Source organism: Thermoflavimicrobium daqui (assembly GCF_003313465.1).
GTDB lineage: Bacteria > Bacillota > Bacilli > Thermoactinomycetales > Thermoactinomycetaceae > Thermoflavimicrobium > Thermoflavimicrobium daqui.
This window is the reverse complement of sequence record NZ_KZ845675.1, coordinates 24205-41958: the sequence shown is the minus strand read 5'-3', so window position 1 is coordinate 41958 and position 17754 is coordinate 24205. Positions and strand designations below refer to the sequence as shown.

The window sequence follows — 17754 nt, the reverse complement described above, 5'->3', positions numbered from 1 at the left end:
ATTCGATCTTTCAACTTACGTCCTTCCTTTGTGTTTGGTGCATTTTTTTCATTTTTAATAGCTGTTCTTCTGACATTCCTACAAATGCGCTATCTCTTTTATTCTGCTTCCCACCTTTTGATCGATAAACAACACGTTTTCCCCAAGAGATCGAAGACCTTGCTGGACGATAAATCACTCTCTTTTTATATGTCTTCTTTCTAGGAGTCCAACGAGATGAAAATGCTTTAGCAAATTTACGAACTCCCCAATTAATTATCGAACGCCCTATGGGTGTCCTAGCTCCCCATTTGATTCCTTCAAAAGCTAGTCGAATTAAAATCCCCCAATGCCCATCCGGATCAACAAACATCACCGGATTATTATTCGCATAGTTGTACCCATTCTGTGTCTTTGGGTCGTCTTCATCTCCAGGATCGGGATCGAGTGTTAGGAATCTTCCTGTATCTGGGTTATAGTATCTCGCTTGAAGATAATAGAGCCCTGTCTCCTGATCATAGCGATATCCTGCATAACGGTAAGGGTTGGTGATGGTGCCTGTTTCTTTGGTGATATTTCCATAGGCATCATATTCATACGTTGCGACGACAGCACCGCTGGAATCAGTCAGGGCGATGACATCCCCATGATTATTTAGCTGGTAGTAATAGGTTTTCCCATCTCTTGTCATGCTGACAGGTTGGATTCCGTTATAGGTATAACTGGCAAGGATGTTGTTGTTTTGATCGGTTTCATAGATGACATTCTTATTCTCATCATAGTGGAAGGTGATCGTTCCTGATGAGGTGGTCATCGTTTTCCGCATACCATCTGCTCGATAGGTGTAAGAGGCAACGGTGTTTCCTTGCAAGTCTTTGACAGCTGTGAGACGATCTTGAGCATCATAGACATAGATGAAGCGATCATCTTTGACTAGGTTTCCATTGGGATCATGCTCATAAGTTGTTCCGTTCACCGCCGTAAGTTCATTGGCATCGTTATAGGTATAAGTAGTGGTGTTAGCTTGTCCATTTTTCGTTACTTTTTTGGATAAACAATTTCCTACAGCGTCATAGGTATATTCATAAACTGTACCATCTGAGTAAGATTCTTTAACCAGTTGATCTAGCTCATCATATTGATAGGTGATGGTACCTTTATCAGACTTCACTGAGGTGATATTTCCTTTATTGTCGTAATGATAGACGAAACTGTCACGTGGATTGCCATCTCGATCATAGTTCACCAACTGCACGACGTCTCCTGCTCCATGATAACGATAGAAGGAGTAGGTTCCATCGCCATTTTTGCGACTCGCTACTTTGTCGTTTTCTTCGTAGGTGAACCAAGCTCGATCTGCACCATTTTCTTTAATTTGCATAAGCTGGTTTAGGCTATTGTAGGTAAATAGACTCTGAATCACTGTAGACCCGGCTATATGCTTACGATCAGTTACATTTCCGTTTTTGTCATAAGTATATTCCGTGCTATGTCCATTTCCTTCGTTCACTGTTTTGAGTTTGTTATCCTGATCATAAGTGAATGTGGTAACTTGGTTACTCTCTACATCCGTCTCTTTGGTGACATTGCCATTAGGATCGTATTCAAATGTATATTTCTGCTTTCCATTATAGCTAGTAGAGGTTTGACGATCGACAGCGTTATATCCATGTTCAATCTTTGTTCCATTTGGACTTTCGATTTTCGTCAAATTTCCATTGATGTCATATTCATGTTTGGTGGTACGATTAAGTGGATCTGTAGCTGTCTTCACTTGATTTTGTTCGTTATAGGTATAGGTGGACACTTTATTGTTTGCGTTGATACTTTTGATTTGATTGCCATTGGCATCATACTCATATTGAGTAACGCCTTGTTTAGCATCCGTGACTTTGGTTAGTCGATTTAGTCCATCATATTCATTGGTGGTTGTACTATTTCCTTGTTTTTCGCTGGTGACATTCCCAACTGTATCATATGTTTTCTCTACCACTCGACCTTCTGCATCTGTCGTTTTTATATCATAGTTTCCTGTGGCATCATACACATGGGTGGTGGTGACAGAACCAGGAATTACTTTGGCTGTATCAAACCATGCTGTCCCTGATTGTTCACTGTATTGATAATATATTCGAACCTTATCAAATGGTTTTGTGGTTTTAATCTGCCGTGCAATATGTTGCCAGTCATGGGATTTGGATTTATCAAAGTGAAAGGTAAACTTTTCAACTTCTGTATCGATAATCCTAGTATCATAGGTGGTAATAATATATCCGTAGATTCCACCTTTTGGATTTGGATTTTGGGCTTTAGAAAAAACAGAGATGGTTAAAATGGCTCCAGCATCACCTTTGATATTAATATCTTGGTGAACGCTTCGATATTGGGAAGATTCACCCACTAATTTGACAGACTTCGTCCCATGATGCTTCTCTGTCGAATCGAGTCCATCTCCTTTACTGGTATCTCCATTTAGCAACCAACGATCTGGAATTTTATCGACTGGATCTGTATCACGTTCAAAGTTGGGATTTTCTACTACATTGTACCCACCATAATGACCTTCCTCGATTTGTAAACCATCAAACCAATATTCTCCACTATACTCATTGGTTTTTCCACCCGTGATATAGCCGCGGATTTGGATATGCGTCGTTCCACTTGGGAAGGCACTTGGCTCCACTCCTACATGTAGGCGAGTCGTATCTTGTGTTCCTGTAAGTCCTAGGCTAAAAATGGTCTTGGTTACATTTCCTTTCGCATCAAAGCCAAAGGCTGCGATTAATCCTTTTCCCTTTGCTTGATTGGTTTTGACAGAAAGTCAAAAACATTAAAAACCATCGAGACCATAAATTAACAATATTTTGGTAATTAAAAATATACTATTAACGAATACTCATCTTTGCAACTTCTAAGATCAGTGTGGTTTTTTAAAATTTGTTTCAAAATATTAACAGTTAAAAATCAATATTTAATATATTATTATTTATTTGGTATGATTAACTACGTGATAAATCCTTATCTTTCCGAGAGGAGGATCATTTCTGAAAAGAATCTTATTTCTAGTGGGTCTCTTCGTCTCTATGCTCATCACCAAACCCATGACCTATGCAGCTGAAGATATTTATGACAACTATGCAGATCTGGCAGCTCATCATAAACTGGGGGTCGACTATGATATTACAACCCAGTCTACCAATACCGATGTGATGATTTTGGGCATTCATGGCGGAAGAGTCGAAGTGGGTACTTCCGAAATCACCAAGGCGATTGCCAAAACGGATCATAGTTACTATTTGTTTGAATCAAAGATATCCTTAGATTCAAATAATGATGGTCGAAATGATCTGCATGTAACATCGACTCACTTTGATGAGCCAACAGCAATAAAAATGACCGCCCAGAAAAATAAAGTCGTTTCCATTCATGGGGCTGCTGGCAAAAACGATATTGTATATATGGGTGGACTGAATACACATCTAAAAAATATCATTAGTTCCAAGCTTTCTCAGGCGAACTTTCAAGTAGAGCCAGCTCCACCAGAACTAGATGGGACAAGTCCCCGAAATATATCTAATAAGAGCCGGAATCTACAAGGAGTTCAACTCGAAATTACTCGTGGGCTTCGTGATAAACTTCGTGCGAATACAGACGAAGGAAGAGCTCTCCTAGCCAAATTTGCAGATGCTGTTCGTGCAGGAATTGCTGCAGCATCTTCGTATCCAGAAGGCAGAACTTATGATTTTAACGGTCATAACTTTACCAATGGGTTCTGGATGTATGGAGGAAATGAATTTTATCTAACCAGCGATGATTATCTCGAAGGAGTACAAAGTCCGATCGACGTAAGCAAAAATGGAAAAATTCGCTTTGAATTATATGATCGAAATAACAACCTCGTCTTATCTAAAACAGCTGAAGCGATAGGTCATACGACTTTCAAACATCAGCTAACGGGTATTAAGACTGGTTACTATAAAATAAAAGTTGTAAACGTTTCTGGAAATGCTTCTTGGATCTATGGAGGGCTTCATTACTAGAAACTTTCCTGTCCATTGTAATAGCCAGCTACTCATCTCTAAAAGTAAGCTGGCTTTTTTAATTCTCGCAACAAAAAATTGTCTATTTTTATTAATTCTCCTATAATAAATTCATATTAACATATTTAAAATTGATTATTTATTAATTGGAATTTAAAATTAAATTATACAAAAATGAGTTATCTAAATTAAACTTTTAGGTTGGGCTAACATCAGTTTATTTAGCTCCGTACAAAAATGGGGTGCTATCAATATTGAAGCAAAAACGGGTAACCAGAAGAGAGCTTTTAAAGATGGGTTCATTAGGATTGCTTGGTGCTTTTGGAGGAATCATTACTCCTACTTTATTTCGCAATAAAATGTTAACTGTACATGCGGCCTGTACTCCCACATCTGGGATGTTTGATCCCATTCATTGGACGGGTCGTGAGCTAAAGCTAAATGATCAAGGAGACGAAGTTAGGGAGCTGCAGATCCGTATCGGTGGCTTTATCTCTAGTACAATCCAACAAACCTATCTAAAAGTTTCTCATATTTTCGATAATGCTACCGTTGAAACACTCAAGAGATTTCAAAGTGCCTATGGATTACCAACAACCGGCGTTTTTACTGCCAAAGAAGCAGAGATTCTTCATTCTTTGGAAAAAGATGATGGCTCCACTTTAAACTATCAATTCTCTCAATTCTACTCGAATGACGGCAAACAATTTACGGGCGGTACCGAGCCGAATTCTGATATCGTCAAAGAAAATATTCGCCGTTTGATGTGGAGACTCGAAGCACTAAACAAAAAGATTGGATTTGTTGTTTTTCCTAAGTCTGGATTTCGAAGCATCACTCATAATAATCAAGTTGGCGGTGTAACCAATAGCTATCATACATTTGGTTGTGCTGTAGATGTTACCAAAAAAGAATATATGTCAGGCAATCAAGGCTTTACATGTGGTTTACCTAATCGTGGGCTATCACAAGAAATCATTGATACACAAACTGCAATGATTAAAAAAATAGCAGATACTGCTAAGTCATGTGGATTTTCTGGGGTGAGAGAGTATGGTCCCACATCACGTCCGATCCCCTTTGTCCATCTCGATATACGTATGGAGATTTACCCCAATCATTGGGATCAAAAATGGTGGTGGCCAGAGCCACAAAACAACTGTAAAGAGAATAGCGATGGAGATTAATATAAGCCTTGCGAGGTGAAAAACTTGAAGTTAAATCGAAGGCAATTTGTTAAACTTGGATCTTTGAGTGCAGTAGGCACCATTGGATTAGCTAACTTACCGTTCTTTCATGCTTCTCAAGCCATAGCGGCTTGTAGTCCGATCAAAAAGCGTCTTTTTGCACCTGAAAATATTAACGAATATTTACCAATTACTTACGATCCCAACGATCAAGTCGAGCAAAAAGATCGAAGTGGATTGATTCGTGAGTTACAGATTCGAATTGGTGGATTTATCCATAAATCGACTGATGATGTAACTACCATTACAGATAAAAGCCTTAGGTTTGTACGTATTACCAATCATTTTGATCAGTTGACACGTCAAGCAATGCTTAACTTTATGGAAGCCTATAAGATCACCCCAGACTATGACCCTGTTACCAAAGAGCTTCAATTTAGCAGCGAAGTAGCTAATCGATTAAATGCTTTGGAGAAGGATGATGGCTCAACGATAAATTATGATTGGGCCGATTTTTACTCTAAAGATGGAATGAAATTCATGGGTGGAAATGAACCAGATCCAGAGGTTGTTCGTGAAAATATTCGTATGATCATGTGGCGTCTTGAGGCATTAAATAAAAAGTTGGGAACGGTATTAAGTATCCGCTCCGGCTTTCGGAGTATCGCTCATAATAAATCAGTTGGCGGGAGTTCAGATAGCTACTCGACTTATGGAATCGGTGTCGATGTAACACACCCCTCTTTCAGTCCATCTACCATTGCCAGCATCGCTAAAACGTGTGGCTTTAGTGGGGTAGCTATTCTTTCCTCTTCTGTTTATCTCGATCTACGCGCAGAATTTTATAAAACACACCCAAAATACAATCAGTGGACTTGGTAAAAGATGACTCTTCCATCAGCCCAAAAAACCCAGTTGCTTATTGATAAAAGCAAACTGGGTTTCTTATCAAGTCCATATAATAAATACAAAAGTAGAAAATATAATTGCATAAACTTATGATTTTAATGGTAATCGATAAATGTTAGCTATACCTTGTGCTATGCACGTGGCATATTCATCACGAAAAAATGAATCACGTAATAGAACGTTATCTTTCGCATGGGTAATAAAAAGAGAGCCAAGTGTAATCGCAGGCATCTGAGCCTGACGTAGTTCTATCATCTGTCCATCGAGAGTCTCTGTATCATTTTTCTTTCCTAAGTCGGCAACCCCAAGAGGCCTTAGGAAGCTTACTATTCGATTGTGTAACCAACATTGAATTCTGCGGGCCTTGGAGCCTGCAATCACACTGACATAAGATGCAAAGCCAGTTGCGCTTGGATCTGAGGAGGCATTAGTATGAAGGCTTAAAAATAAATCCGCTTGACGGCGATTCGCCCATTCACTACGTTCTTCAGGGGATGTATCAATATCGATCGATCGTGTCATGGTTACATGAATTCCCTCATACTTTTTTAGCTGCCGTTCGATTCGATAAGCTAAGTCTAAACAGACCTCTTTTTCTCTTAGAACAAACCCGACCGCACCCTGGTCCATTCCTCCGTGTCCCGGGTCCAAACAAACCAAGATACTCATCTACTTCACCTGCCTACTACATCCATTCGAAGGTTATGATCATCGACTTCGGTTTATTTATCACTATTACCACAGTTTTTTTAAAAAATAACCTGATCTATTGAAAAAAATAACAGTTATAAGCTTAAAGCACTCCAAATAGTCAAAGAAATGTGAAAGTGATCACTTTAATTTCGCCTTACAAATTATTTTATTCACTTGTTATATTACTCAACTTTCCCATCTTTCGCTAGAACAAAACGCCAACAGTCAAAATTCGCTCAAACTTTAACAATGAGTCCATTAAAAAACTTGTTAAATTCTCCATATAAAAAACAACTTCTTTGATTTTTTCTTCTTAATTAAACTTTAACGTATACATAATCAGTCCCTGCTAGTGGATGATCCCCCTTGCGTTGGACTTGCTCTTTCCTCCATACTGTTAATGGGCTGGTTCGTCCAATACATTGCGTCAGAGTGTTTTCTTTTTTATATCAATTGAATGAAACATTTTAGAAAATGGTGATTTTCCTTGACTTATTTTCAATTGGGTAGCTTATCCATTCCTGCAACGTGGCTTGCTGTCTCCATTGCGCTTTTGACTGCATCTTTCATGTATAGAGTTCTTACAGGTACAAAAGTAGGAGAGTGGTATTGGAATAGCTTTATCCTCTATTTTTTTGTCTGGAAACTAAGTTATATCCTGTTTCATTTTAATTTATTTGTTAACATGCCCTTATCGATTCTTTATTTCAATGGTGGGACAAAGGGGCATATCGTAGCATTGATTACTCTTTCTCTTTACCTACTTTTTATTGCGGTTAAGAAAAACTCCTCGATATACGAAGAATCTACTTGTCTATTTTTGCTTTACTTGATCGGCTATGAAGTGATCTTTCACCTCTTAGAAAAAAACGGTCTGGAGGCAGCTATTCATCTCATCTTGTTCACGTGCTATCTTCTCTTGTTTACCTCCCTAAAAAAGAAAAAGGGGTTGCTCTCCTATCAGATGTTTCTCCTATGGATCTTGTTGGAGCTGCTCATTATCAGTTATTTCCATACTATTTTTTCGATGGAGGCATTCACTTTCATATGGGCTGGGGTCACTGTACTGATTCTTTCTAAGAAAGCGGGTGAAAATACTTGAATAAGAAAAATCTCTTATCCATCGCCATTCTGCTAATAGCTGTGGCTATTGTCATTATCAACTTATGGAAAACAAATGAAAATAAAGATAATGCAACAAAGGAAACTGCTACCACAGAGAATCAACCGAATGTAGAACCTCTGCAGGCTGAAGAAGGAAAGCCTGCTCCGAAGTTTAACCTTGTCACTTTAGAAGGGAAATCTGTTAAACTTTCTGATTATAGAGGAAAAAAGGTGATCTTAAATTTTTGGGCTACATGGTGCCCACCATGCCAAGCTGAAATGCCCCATATGCAGAAATTCTATGAAAAAAACAAAGAAAATGGGGTTGAAATATTAGCCGTAAACCTAACAAGTATGGATAAAGGGACAGCTGCTATCCGCAAGTTTGTAAAAGATTATCGACTCACCTTTCCCATTCTACTTGATAAGGACGGAGCAGTTGGCTCTCAGTATCAGGCTATTTCGATTCCGACAAGCTACATACTTGATGCAAATGGTGTAGTAGTCAAGAAAATATTAGGCCCCATGGATGAGAACATGCTAGAAAGCTTAGTAAAAAACATCAAATCGTAAAATCCAACTCAATTCGTAGAATGGATAACATATATGAAGACTTAGCTCAAAAAGGTAGACTCCAAGGTGATGAGTTTTGTAAAAATAAGAAATGGATGTAGTCATTATAACTTGGTCAAAATGACTACATCCATTTCTCGCTAAAAATCCTGTTATCTCAAGGTTAATAAGGCGACACTCTCCACATGCATGGTCTGTGGAAACATATCGACGGGTTGTACTTCTTGGAGATAGTACCCTTGCTCTTGTAGATATTTCACATCACGGGCCAGTGTTGCAGGGTTACAGGATACATAGATTAATCGCTTTGGTTTCATCCCGGTGATCGCATCCAATAACTCAGGTTGACAGCCTTTGCGGGGTGGGTCAACAATGACCACATCGGGATAAACCCCCTCTTCTAACCATCTCGGCATTACTTTTTCCGCTGCACCTACTTCAAAGTGAACATGAGTATAGCCGTTAATCTCCGCATTTACCTTGGCATCCCGAATCGCTTCAGGAACAATTTCAACGCCATAAACTTGACTTGCGCCTTCTGCTAAGTAGAGCGCAATCGTGCCAATTCCACAATAAGCATCGATGATCACTTCTTCGCCAGTTAGCGCTGCATATTTCCGTACCTGCTCATATAGCACTTCGGTTTGGACTGGGTTTATCTGAAAAAAAGAATGAGGGGAAATAGCATAGCGAACCGAGCCAATATGATCGTAGATGACTGGTTCTCCCCACAAGAGCTTGTTTTTTTCTCCTAAAATGACATTCGTCCGTTTTGTATTGATATTTTGGATCAGTGAACGCATTTGTGGAAAGGAGTTATGTAATCTTTGAATGAATTCTTTTTTATTAGGTAACGATTCTCCATTCGTTACCAGTACGATCATCATTTCCTGTGTATGTATGCCTGTACGAACCATGACATGACGTAAAATCCCTTGATGTTTCTTCTCATCATAAGGAGTAATTCCTAGTTGATCTGCAAGCTGTTTGACTAGACGAACAGCCTGATCACTTTCTTCTGGTTGAATCAGACATTGATCCATCTCAATAATCTCATGAGAGCCTGCACGATAAAATCCTGCCACTGTTCTTCCATTTTGAATCCCTATGGGCACTTGGACTTTATTACGATAGCGCCAAGGCTCTTTCATACCCAAAACGGGATGAACAAGCACATTTTTAAAACCGCCGATCCTCTCTAAATTATCAACTACTTGCTGTCGTTTGAGAGCAAGTTGTGTTTCGTATGAAATATGTTGAAGTTGGCATCCACCACACTCTTTAAAGATAGGGCATGAAGGATTTACTCGCTGGGAGTGACCGTTCTCTACATCAAGCATTTTAGCAACTGCATAGTTTTTCTTCACTTGGATAATCTCTGCTTTTATTCTTTCACCCGGTACTGTATAGGGGGTGAAAACTGTAAATCCTTGATATTTGCCGACTCCCACCCCATTATGGGCAATTCCTGTGATTTCATATACAATCACTTGCCCAGTTTCTACAGGTCTTTTTATCTTCATCAAACATCTTCCTCTATTATCATTCCTATTTATAGTTCAATTGCTAAGAAAAAATCGCTCATTGTTTTTAATCGAATGATCTAACATTCTTTATATCTTTTGAGCAAAAAACGTTCACCATACATTGATGAACGTTTTTTAGGGACAAAACACTTCCAAATGGCGTGGTACAACGGTAAAAGATCCACATATTTCACCACTATACTCTCCATCCAAATTTAGCACAAGTGATTCCATCGTCTTTACTTCGATTTGATCGGTTTGGAAGTAGATGACTCGTGAACTTTTTATATGTTCCCCTTTATAAGCCTGAGCGGCTAATTGTAATAGCTCTGGAATGTTGACCTTAGAAATAATCAACACATCCAAATAGCCATCATTGATGCTTGCTTCAGGAGCAATTTTTTGAAAGCCTCCAACGGAAACACTGTTCGTTAGTAGCAAAAGAGAGATGTCACCTTCCCATTCTCCTTGAGCTGTTTGAATATGGACAGGGTAAGGTTTAAGAAATGAAGTGATCTTTTCAATGGCTTTAGCATAATATGCGAGGGAACCAATGACTGTTTTCAGCCGACTGGGAGCCTCATGAGCTACTTCCGCTAATTTCCCAACAGCAGCCACATTAATAAAATAGCGATCTCCATATTTCCCCAGATCAATTTGGGTTGTTTTACCCTCTACAATTACTTGACAAGCTTTTGATAAGTCTCTGGGTATCTTTAAGGCACGAGCAAAATCATTTGTGGTTCCTGCAGGCAAAATACCTAGCTTTGGGGGATTTTCATATGAAGCAACTCCATTCACAACCTCATGAATCGTACCATCTCCACCTGCAGCAATGACTACATCATAACCTCGTTCAACAGCCAAAGATGCTTCTTTAGCAGCATGCCACGAATATTGTGTCGCTCTACAAGAAGTTTCATATCCCGCTTGTTCTAGGCAGTCGAGAATTTTCGGTAACTGTCTTTTAATCAGTTCTCTTCCAGCTGTGGGATTATAGATCAAACGAGCTCTTGGCATATTGATCCCCCCTTCTGATTAAATTCATATCCAACACACTCATGCTTATTATAACTGTTTTACCTATCACAAATGAAATTTGTTCACAGACATGAAAAATACCTGCCTTATCCAGGAGCAGGTATCTTGTCCTAAGGATTTAGTGTGGAACAAAGATTAGCTGAATCACAAAGAGAACGGCAAAAACATAAATCAAAGGATGAACTTCCTTCCACTTACCTTTTAGCACTTTCATAATGGGATAGGTGATAAAACCAAGCGAAATCCCTGTGGCAATGCTCGATGTAAGTGGCATACTTAAAATGACTAAGAATGCAGGGAAAGATTCTTCATAATGATCCCAGTTTAAGTAACGAACATGGCTAATCATCATGGAACCGACAATAATAAGTGCAGGAGAGGTAATGGCTGCTACCCCTGTTAAAGAACCCATCAATGGACTAAAGAACGCACAAATAGCGAACATAATAGCAACTACCACAGCAGTAAATCCAGTTCGACCTCCAGCTGTAACACCAGATGCCGATTCAATATAAGCAGAGGTTGGACTGGTACCAAAGATAGAGCCTACCAGACTGGCGATGGAATCCGATAGCATCGCTCGAGAAGAATTGGGCGTCTCATCTCCTTTGGTAAGACCCGCTTGCTTACTAACTCCTAAGAAGGTTCCTGTGGTATCAAAAAGGGTAACCAACAAGAAGGAAAATACTGCACCATATAACCCAAATTGAATGACATCACTAACTGCTTGAATTGGATTTAATACAATCGGTTCTGGAATAGAAGGAACAGCTATAAACCCTTTGTCAAAATGAAGTTGCCCTGTTAAGTATGCGATAATTCCGGTCACGACCATCCCTATGAATAAGGCAGCTGGAATATTAAGTGAAATACATATCAGTGTGGTAAATAAACCGACTAGCGTCAAAATGACAGGAGGAGAATGAAGATCTCCTAAAGCTACTAGGTTAGTAGGGTGATCCTTGATTAAACCAGACATACGCATCCCAATAAAAGCGATAAATAAACCAATTCCAGCCGTAATAGCATGTTTTAGGCTTGCTGGAATCGCTTTGATCAGTGTAGTACGAAGGGGTGTAAGTGAGATCAATACAAAGATAATTCCCATTACAAACACAGCAGATAATGCTACTTGATAACTCATGCCTTGATGAGCTTTAACTACGGAATAGGCAAAATAAGCATTTAATCCCATCGCTGGAGCAATGGCAATGGGGTACTTAGCAAATACCCCCATCAAAAGCGTACCCACAATTGTTGCAATAATCGTAGCCATAAAACTTTGGCTAAATGGGATTCCTGCATCTTTTAATATTATTGGATTAACCACCATGACATAGGCCATAGTAAAAAAAGTTGTCAAACCAGCAAAAATTTCTTTTTTCCATGAAAAAGGCGTACTTTTATCCAATCTTAACATGTAAATATCCCCCGAAACACGAAAGTTATATTAATCATATAAATATAATATTCGTTTTTAGTATTGAAGGCAAGCTGGATGCACATCATTTACAAAAATTTTTTGGTTGATCTTAAATTCAACCCTATATAAAATATCCCCTATAAGAAATGAGTTACTCACTGATCAAATAAAAAACAACATGATCACTTCGATGATCAACAAAATAGTTGCAAATCAAAAAAAACATGATAGAATAAGAACAAATGTTCTCTCTGCTATCTCTGTTCTTTAAGCAAGTCACTATTGCAAGACTAACTTATTTACTTTTTAATGAAAAATTGCATCTGGAAAAAAATTAATTTCAATCCTATTGTATAAATTCTGACTCTTTTGTATAATAATTCCCAAGATAAACCAAAAGGAGGTTGTTAGATTAAAGAACCTTTTCTCTATGAAATAACCAGAACGATGGGTGGTCATAAAAATCACACTATTTTGGTGAAATCAATCTAACAGTCTGCTAGTTTATCTAGATAATGGTATATGGTTGATAGATCATGAAATGATTTAATCAGAATATTATACGATATCTATTATCAATAATCTTATTTCCAAATTTAGAAAATCGATCAACACCTATAATCAACTTTTCTTTCTTGTCAATAAAAATGATTAAAACATGTTTGAAAATCGTCTGAAGTGGTATCAAATGATAGAGTCAATTTATCACTGTCTACTTTAACGTACCAAAATCAATGGCAATCCACTAATTTATTTAATAAAAACTCTATAGTGCTCATGCATGAAAGAAAAAAATTTTGTAATTTCTCCGAAATAAGAAGGAAATAATGTCACTATTCGTCGAAAAATAGGATATAAACAGTGTAAAATTCGTAGGTGGCAAACTGAGGACAACGTGGTAGAATAAAAAACAAATTAGAACATTTGATCGGTGATTACTGATCTATTGAGGAGTGTGAAGAAGAATGTCACTTAGTGAAGCGGAAAAAGAGACTGTGATTCAATTTGATGAATCCACTAACCTCGCCACCGTTTATACGGCTAGTTGGACAGTAGCTCGAACTTTGAAAAAATTAGGATATCAACCTTTAAGACGGAAAGACGGTGCTTGGTGGTTTAAGATCCCTGTTGATGCCATGAGTTTTCAGGGAAAAAAGGATTCACAAACGATTTGTTAGAGAGTAAGGGCTCTTCCTACTTCGCTATTCAGGTGAGTCCACAGTCTTAAAATGGGAAGAGTCCTCTTTTGAATACGCTTTCCTTTGGGGCTGACAAAAAAAGCCATGACTTTTTTGACATGGCTTTGTTATAATCTGACCTTCCAAAGGGGGTCATCCAATATATAAAATTATAAAATGCTTTACTTGTCCAATATAAAGCTATGTGAAAGTGCTTTATTAGCAATATCTTTTCGATAGTGTGCATTGGTAAAAGTGATTTGTTGAACCAGTTGATAAGTTTTTGCTTTTGCTTTGGGGATATCTTGATCTAAGGCAGTTACTCCGAGTACTCTTCCACCAGAGGTAAATACCTTACCATTAGCTCGTTTGGTTCCTGCATGAAAAATGACTTGCTGATCTGTATCATTCGGCAATCCTGAGATGAGATGGCCCGTTTCATAAGTACTAGGATATCCCCCTGCAGCCATTACAACACATACAGCAGCTTGATGATCCCACTCTATCTCCATTTCTTCTAATTTTCCGTTAACTATTGCTAAGAGTATTTCGAGTAAATCCGTTTTTAGTCGTGGTAAAACTACTTGCGTTTCTGGATCACCTAATCGAGCATTAAATTCAATCACCTTGGGTCCTGTTTCTGTAACCATTAAACCTGCATAAAGAACACCTTGATATTGCAGTCCCTCCTGATACATAGCTTCTGCCATGGGCTTTAAAATACTAGAAATGGCTTCATCGACAACCGATTGTGGAATTTGTGGAACAGGCGAATAAGCTCCCATTCCTCCAGTATTAGGACCTTGATCATGATCAAATACGGGCTTGTGATCTTGAGAAATCACCATCGGTTTTACTGTTGTTCCATCTACAAATGCCATTAGAGAAACTTCTTGACCTGATAAAAATTCCTCAATAACCACTTCTCTTCCAGCATCTCCAAAGATATTCTTCTCTATGATCTCTTCAATAGCAAGTTCTGCTTCTTCTATTGAATGTGCCACGACTACCCCTTTGCCCGCAGCCAGGCCATCTGCTTTTACAACAATGGGAACTCCATGACTTCGTACATATTCTTTAGCCACTTCAGCATTGGTAAATGAGCGAAAAGTAGCTGTTGGAATATCATATTTTTGCATAAGCTCTTTAGCAAAACGTTTGCTTCCTTCAATTCGCGCTGCTAATTTTTCGGGTCCAAAAATAGGTAAGTTGTGCTCTTTAAATCGATCAACAATCCCTTCTAGTAAAGGAGCTTCTGGACCTACAATCGTTAAATCAATCTGTTTCTCTTTAGCAAACTTCAAGAGTCCTTCTATATCTGTCGCCGAAATAGAGATACAAGTTGCTATCTCTGCAATTCCGCCATTACCAGGTGCACAATATATTTCTGTCACTTGTGGACTTTGACTTAATTTCCAAGCTAAGGCATGCTCTCTCCCACCACTGCCAATAATGAATACTCGCAAATGCTTCTCCTCCCCCATTTTAGCTTGTCTTATCATCTTTATGATAAGAAATAGCTAATCCCAAATAAAGCAATCGTAACAATAATACAGATCAATGACCAATCTTCTCGATAAAAAGAACGTTTTTTACTATAATAAGCTTTTTCAGTCGTTAAAACTCCACCAACGATCAGTGCAATAAAGAAAAAAGCACTAGCAACCATGCGAATTTCAGTCTGCCATAAGGTTAAGTTCCAACCATCTATCAAATATTGCATGATTCCCGTAACCAAGACAGCACCTACAATCCACAGAAGTGCCCAGCGTAAAAGTTGCATCAGTGGTTCACCTCTTCTGCTTATTTTCCATAGTATACGCAGAATGAAGTGAACCCGATACATTGATACTCATTCTAACTATTAGTGTTTAAAGTGACGTACCCCCGTAAATACCATCGCAATTCCATGTTTATTCGCTTCTTTGATTGACTCTTCATCGCGAACCGAACCACCTGGTTGGATAATGGCGGTAATTCCTGCGGCAGCTGCTACTTCTACCGTATCCTTCATTGGGAAGAATGCATCTGAAGCTAACACAGCTCCCTTAGCTTCTTTTCCTGCTTGTTCAATTGCGATTTTCGCTGCTCCGACGCGATTCATTTGTCCAGCCCCTACTCCAATGGTCCTTTCTTCTTTTGCGAGGACAATCGCATTGGATTTGACATGCTTGACTACTTTCCAAGCAAATAAGAGCTGTTCCCATTCGGCTGAGGTTGGTTCACGATCAGTTACAACACGACACTCAGTCGGTTGAATCTGATGATGATCGATATCTTGGACTAGCAAGCCTCCATCTACAGATTGTAGCTTCCAGTCTGTTGTTCTGACTGTATCTAGTTCTAACTGAAGTAAACGCAGATTTTTCTTCTTCTGTAAAACAGCTAAGGCTTCTTCTGTAAAATGAGGGGCCAAAATAATCTCGAGGAAGATTTCTTTCATTTTTTGTGCAGTTTCCAAGTCAACGGGCCGATTACATGCGATAATGCCACCAAAAATGGATACAGGATCCGCTTCATACGCTTTTTGGTATGCATCAAATAACGTTGAACCTGTTCCCACTCCACAAGGATTCATGTGTTTCACAGCAACAACGGTAGGTTCACTAAATTCAGTAACCATTTCCCATGCAGCATTAGCATCATTGATATTGTTATAAGATAATTCTTTTCCATGTAGCTGTTTCGCCTTCGCAATCTGTCCCTTTTGTGCTAATGGTTCTTGATAAAAAGCAGCCTGCTGATGTGGATTTTCTCCATAACGTAAAGGGCTTACTTGATTGAAAGTAACAGTTAACTGTTCTGGGAATTGGATACCTAATTGTTGATTGAGATACTGGGCAATGAGTGCATCATAAGCAGCTGTATGACTAAAAGCCTTGGCAGCTAAACGTTTTCTTGTTTCTAAAGATGGCATACCTTGTGCAATAATTTCATTGGCAATCGCATCATAGTCCTGAGGATCAACAATAACAGTTACATATTGGTGGTTTTTGGCAGCAGCCCGTACCATAGTTGGCCCACCGATATCAATATTTTCAATCGCTTCGGCAAATGAAACATCTGGCTTCGATATTGTTTGCTGGAAAGGATATAGATTAACAATAACCAAATCAATCGGTTTGATACCATTATCTTCCATCTGTTGTTGATGTGTTTTTAGATCACGGATTGCAAGGAGACCGCCATGAATTTTCGGATGTAAGGTTTTAACACGACCATCTAACAGCTCTGGGAAATCCGTCACTTCAGAAATAGCTGTAACCGGAATTCCTGCTTCTTGAAGAGTACGATAGGTTCCTCCTGTTGAAATCAATTCTATTTGCTGATTGACTAGCTTTTGGGCAAATTCTACAATTCCAGTTTTATTTGATACACTAATTAAGGCACGTTTCATCTAGCTTTCTCCCCTCCTACTATTTATAAGTAATATCGATTTACTAGCGATAAATAAACGAAGAGAAGCGTTTTTGCCTCCATTAATACACAAATCGACACTACTGGCTTATACCCTTAGTCTAAACTTGGACAAGATATCTTCCCTGTAATTAAATCATATACAACACGTGGATAAAGCTTATGTTCAACTTGATGAACTTTTTTAGCAAAAGTTTCGATGGTATCTTCGGGTGCAATTTCAATTGGTGTCTGAGCAATAATGGGTCCTGTATCCATTCCTTCATCGACAAAGTGAATCGTTACTCCTGAGACCTTAACTGGATAGCTAAAAGCTTGTTCAATCGCATTTTTGCCCGGAAAAGCAGGCAATAAAGAAGGATGAATATTAACAATTCGATTAGAATAAGCAGTAAGCAAAGTAGGACCGATTAAACGCATATAGCCAGCGAGTACAATCCAACGAATTTGAAATTGCTTTAGTATTTCAAGAACGGCTTGCTCATATTTTGCTTTTGCAGCAAATGATTTTGGGGCTAGGGCATAACTCTCTACATCAAGAGCTTGAGCGCGCTTTAAAACTTTAGCTCCGGGACGATCACATATTAAAAGTGAAATTTGTTCAGGCCAGTGCTCTTGTCTTGCCACTTCGACAAGACTTTGAAAGTTGCTTCCACTTCCCGAAGCGAATACAGCAATACTCAC

Annotated in this window: 15 protein-coding genes; 6 read left to right on the top strand and 9 right to left on the bottom strand. The window is 38.7% G+C overall.

All coding sequences use genetic code 11. The features are described from left to right. Positions 1-10 precede the first annotated feature (10 nt). Positions 11-2662: an RHS repeat domain-containing protein gene (locus DL897_RS16095; RefSeq protein WP_113660151.1), complete on the bottom strand. Its 2652-nt coding sequence runs from the start codon at positions 2660-2662 to the stop codon at positions 11-13. A gap of 400 nt (positions 2663-3062) precedes the next feature. On the opposite strand from DL897_RS16095, the gene DL897_RS16090 reads away from it, so the two are divergent. From DL897_RS16090 to DL897_RS16080, 3 genes are all read left to right on the top strand, one after another. Beyond that, positions 3063-4019 (top strand): poly-gamma-glutamate hydrolase family protein, encoded by a 957-nt coding sequence (locus DL897_RS16090; protein ID WP_145962237.1) that lies wholly within the window; start codon positions 3063-3065, stop codon positions 4017-4019. 254 nt (positions 4020-4273) lie between these two features. Next, the gene (locus tag DL897_RS16085) at positions 4274-5206 is read left to right on the top strand and encodes a D-Ala-D-Ala carboxypeptidase family metallohydrolase (RefSeq protein WP_113660149.1); all 933 of its coding nucleotides are present in this window, start codon (positions 4274-4276) and stop codon (positions 5204-5206) included. 24 nt (positions 5207-5230) lie between these two features. Continuing rightward, on the top strand, positions 5231-6088 hold the full coding sequence (locus DL897_RS16080) for a D-Ala-D-Ala carboxypeptidase family metallohydrolase (RefSeq protein WP_113660148.1): 858 nt from the start codon (positions 5231-5233) through the stop codon (positions 6086-6088). 114 nt (positions 6089-6202) lie between these two features. Here the strand turns inward: DL897_RS16080 and DL897_RS16075 are convergent, their stop codons facing one another. Next, complete coding sequence (locus DL897_RS16075) at positions 6203-6784, bottom strand: N-acetylmuramoyl-L-alanine amidase family protein (RefSeq protein ID WP_113660147.1); 582 nt, start codon at positions 6782-6784, stop codon at positions 6203-6205. 511 nt (positions 6785-7295) lie between these two features. On the opposite strand from DL897_RS16075, the gene DL897_RS16070 reads away from it, so the two are divergent. Then, positions 7296-7910, top strand: coding sequence for a hypothetical protein (locus tag DL897_RS16070; RefSeq protein WP_113660146.1), 615 nt, complete (start codon positions 7296-7298; stop codon positions 7908-7910). Continuing rightward, positions 7907-8485 (top strand): peroxiredoxin family protein, encoded by a 579-nt coding sequence (locus DL897_RS16065; protein WP_168188844.1) that lies wholly within the window; start codon positions 7907-7909, stop codon positions 8483-8485. The genes DL897_RS16070 and DL897_RS16065 overlap by 4 nt, the downstream gene beginning before the upstream one ends. Before the next feature lie 152 nt (positions 8486-8637). Here the strand turns inward: DL897_RS16065 and rlmD are convergent, their stop codons facing one another. From rlmD to DL897_RS16050, 3 genes are all read right to left on the bottom strand, one after another. Next, positions 8638-10008, bottom strand: a complete 1371-nt coding sequence (gene rlmD, locus DL897_RS16060; RefSeq protein ID WP_113660145.1) for a 23S rRNA (uracil(1939)-C(5))-methyltransferase RlmD — start codon at positions 10006-10008, stop codon at positions 8638-8640. A 138-nt stretch (positions 10009-10146) separates the two neighbouring features. Next, on the bottom strand, positions 10147-11031 hold the full coding sequence (locus tag DL897_RS16055) for a diacylglycerol kinase (protein WP_113660144.1): 885 nt from the start codon (positions 11029-11031) through the stop codon (positions 10147-10149). A 139-nt stretch (positions 11032-11170) separates the two neighbouring features. Next, positions 11171-12472: an NCS2 family permease gene (locus DL897_RS16050; protein ID WP_113660143.1), complete on the bottom strand. Its 1302-nt coding sequence runs from the start codon at positions 12470-12472 to the stop codon at positions 11171-11173. Positions 12473-13440: 968 nt separating this feature from the next. On the opposite strand from DL897_RS16050, the gene DL897_RS16045 reads away from it, so the two are divergent. Beyond that, entirely contained in the window at positions 13441-13653 is a 213-nt protein-coding gene (locus DL897_RS16045) for a hypothetical protein (RefSeq protein ID WP_113660142.1), read from the top strand. 182 nt (positions 13654-13835) lie between these two features. Here the strand turns inward: DL897_RS16045 and purD are convergent, their stop codons facing one another. From purD to purN, 4 genes are all read right to left on the bottom strand, one after another. Next, entirely contained in the window at positions 13836-15119 is a 1284-nt protein-coding gene (gene purD / locus DL897_RS16040; RefSeq protein WP_113660141.1) for a phosphoribosylamine--glycine ligase, read from the bottom strand. Between the two features lie 38 nt (positions 15120-15157). After that, positions 15158-15436: a hypothetical protein gene (locus DL897_RS16035; protein ID WP_113660140.1), complete on the bottom strand. Its 279-nt coding sequence runs from the start codon at positions 15434-15436 to the stop codon at positions 15158-15160. Positions 15437-15517: 81 nt separating this feature from the next. Continuing rightward, positions 15518-17050 carry a bifunctional phosphoribosylaminoimidazolecarboxamide formyltransferase/IMP cyclohydrolase gene (gene purH / locus DL897_RS16030; RefSeq protein WP_113660139.1) on the bottom strand — a complete coding sequence of 511 codons (1533 nt, stop codon included), beginning with the start codon at positions 17048-17050 and terminating at the stop codon, positions 15518-15520. Positions 17051-17166: 116 nt separating this feature from the next. Beyond that, entirely contained in the window at positions 17167-17754 is a 588-nt protein-coding gene (purN, locus tag DL897_RS16025; protein ID WP_240627474.1) for a phosphoribosylglycinamide formyltransferase, read from the bottom strand.

What these genes read in the sequence shown, in the direction of transcription:
- DL897_RS16090 (WP_145962237.1), top strand. Translation starts at nt 3,063, where the DNA reads ATGCTCATCACCAAACCCATGACCTATGCAGCTGAAGATATTTATGAC.
- DL897_RS16075 (WP_113660147.1), bottom strand. Translation starts at nt 6,784, where the DNA reads ATGAGTATCTTGGTTTGTTTGGACCCGGGACACGGAGGAATGGACCAG.
- rlmD (WP_113660145.1), bottom strand. Translation starts at nt 10,008, where the DNA reads ATGAAGATAAAAAGACCTGTAGAAACTGGGCAAGTGATTGTATATGAA.
- DL897_RS16055 (WP_113660144.1), bottom strand. Translation starts at nt 11,031, where the DNA reads ATGCCAAGAGCTCGTTTGATCTATAATCCCACAGCTGGAAGAGAACTG.
- DL897_RS16050 (WP_113660143.1), bottom strand. Translation starts at nt 12,472, where the DNA reads ATGTTAAGATTGGATAAAAGTACGCCTTTTTCATGGAAAAAAGAAATT.
- DL897_RS16045 (WP_113660142.1), top strand. Translation starts at nt 13,441, where the DNA reads ATGTCACTTAGTGAAGCGGAAAAAGAGACTGTGATTCAATTTGATGAA.
- DL897_RS16035 (WP_113660140.1), bottom strand. Translation starts at nt 15,436, where the DNA reads ATGCAACTTTTACGCTGGGCACTTCTGTGGATTGTAGGTGCTGTCTTG.
- purH (WP_113660139.1), bottom strand. Translation starts at nt 17,050, where the DNA reads ATGAAACGTGCCTTAATTAGTGTATCAAATAAAACTGGAATTGTAGAA.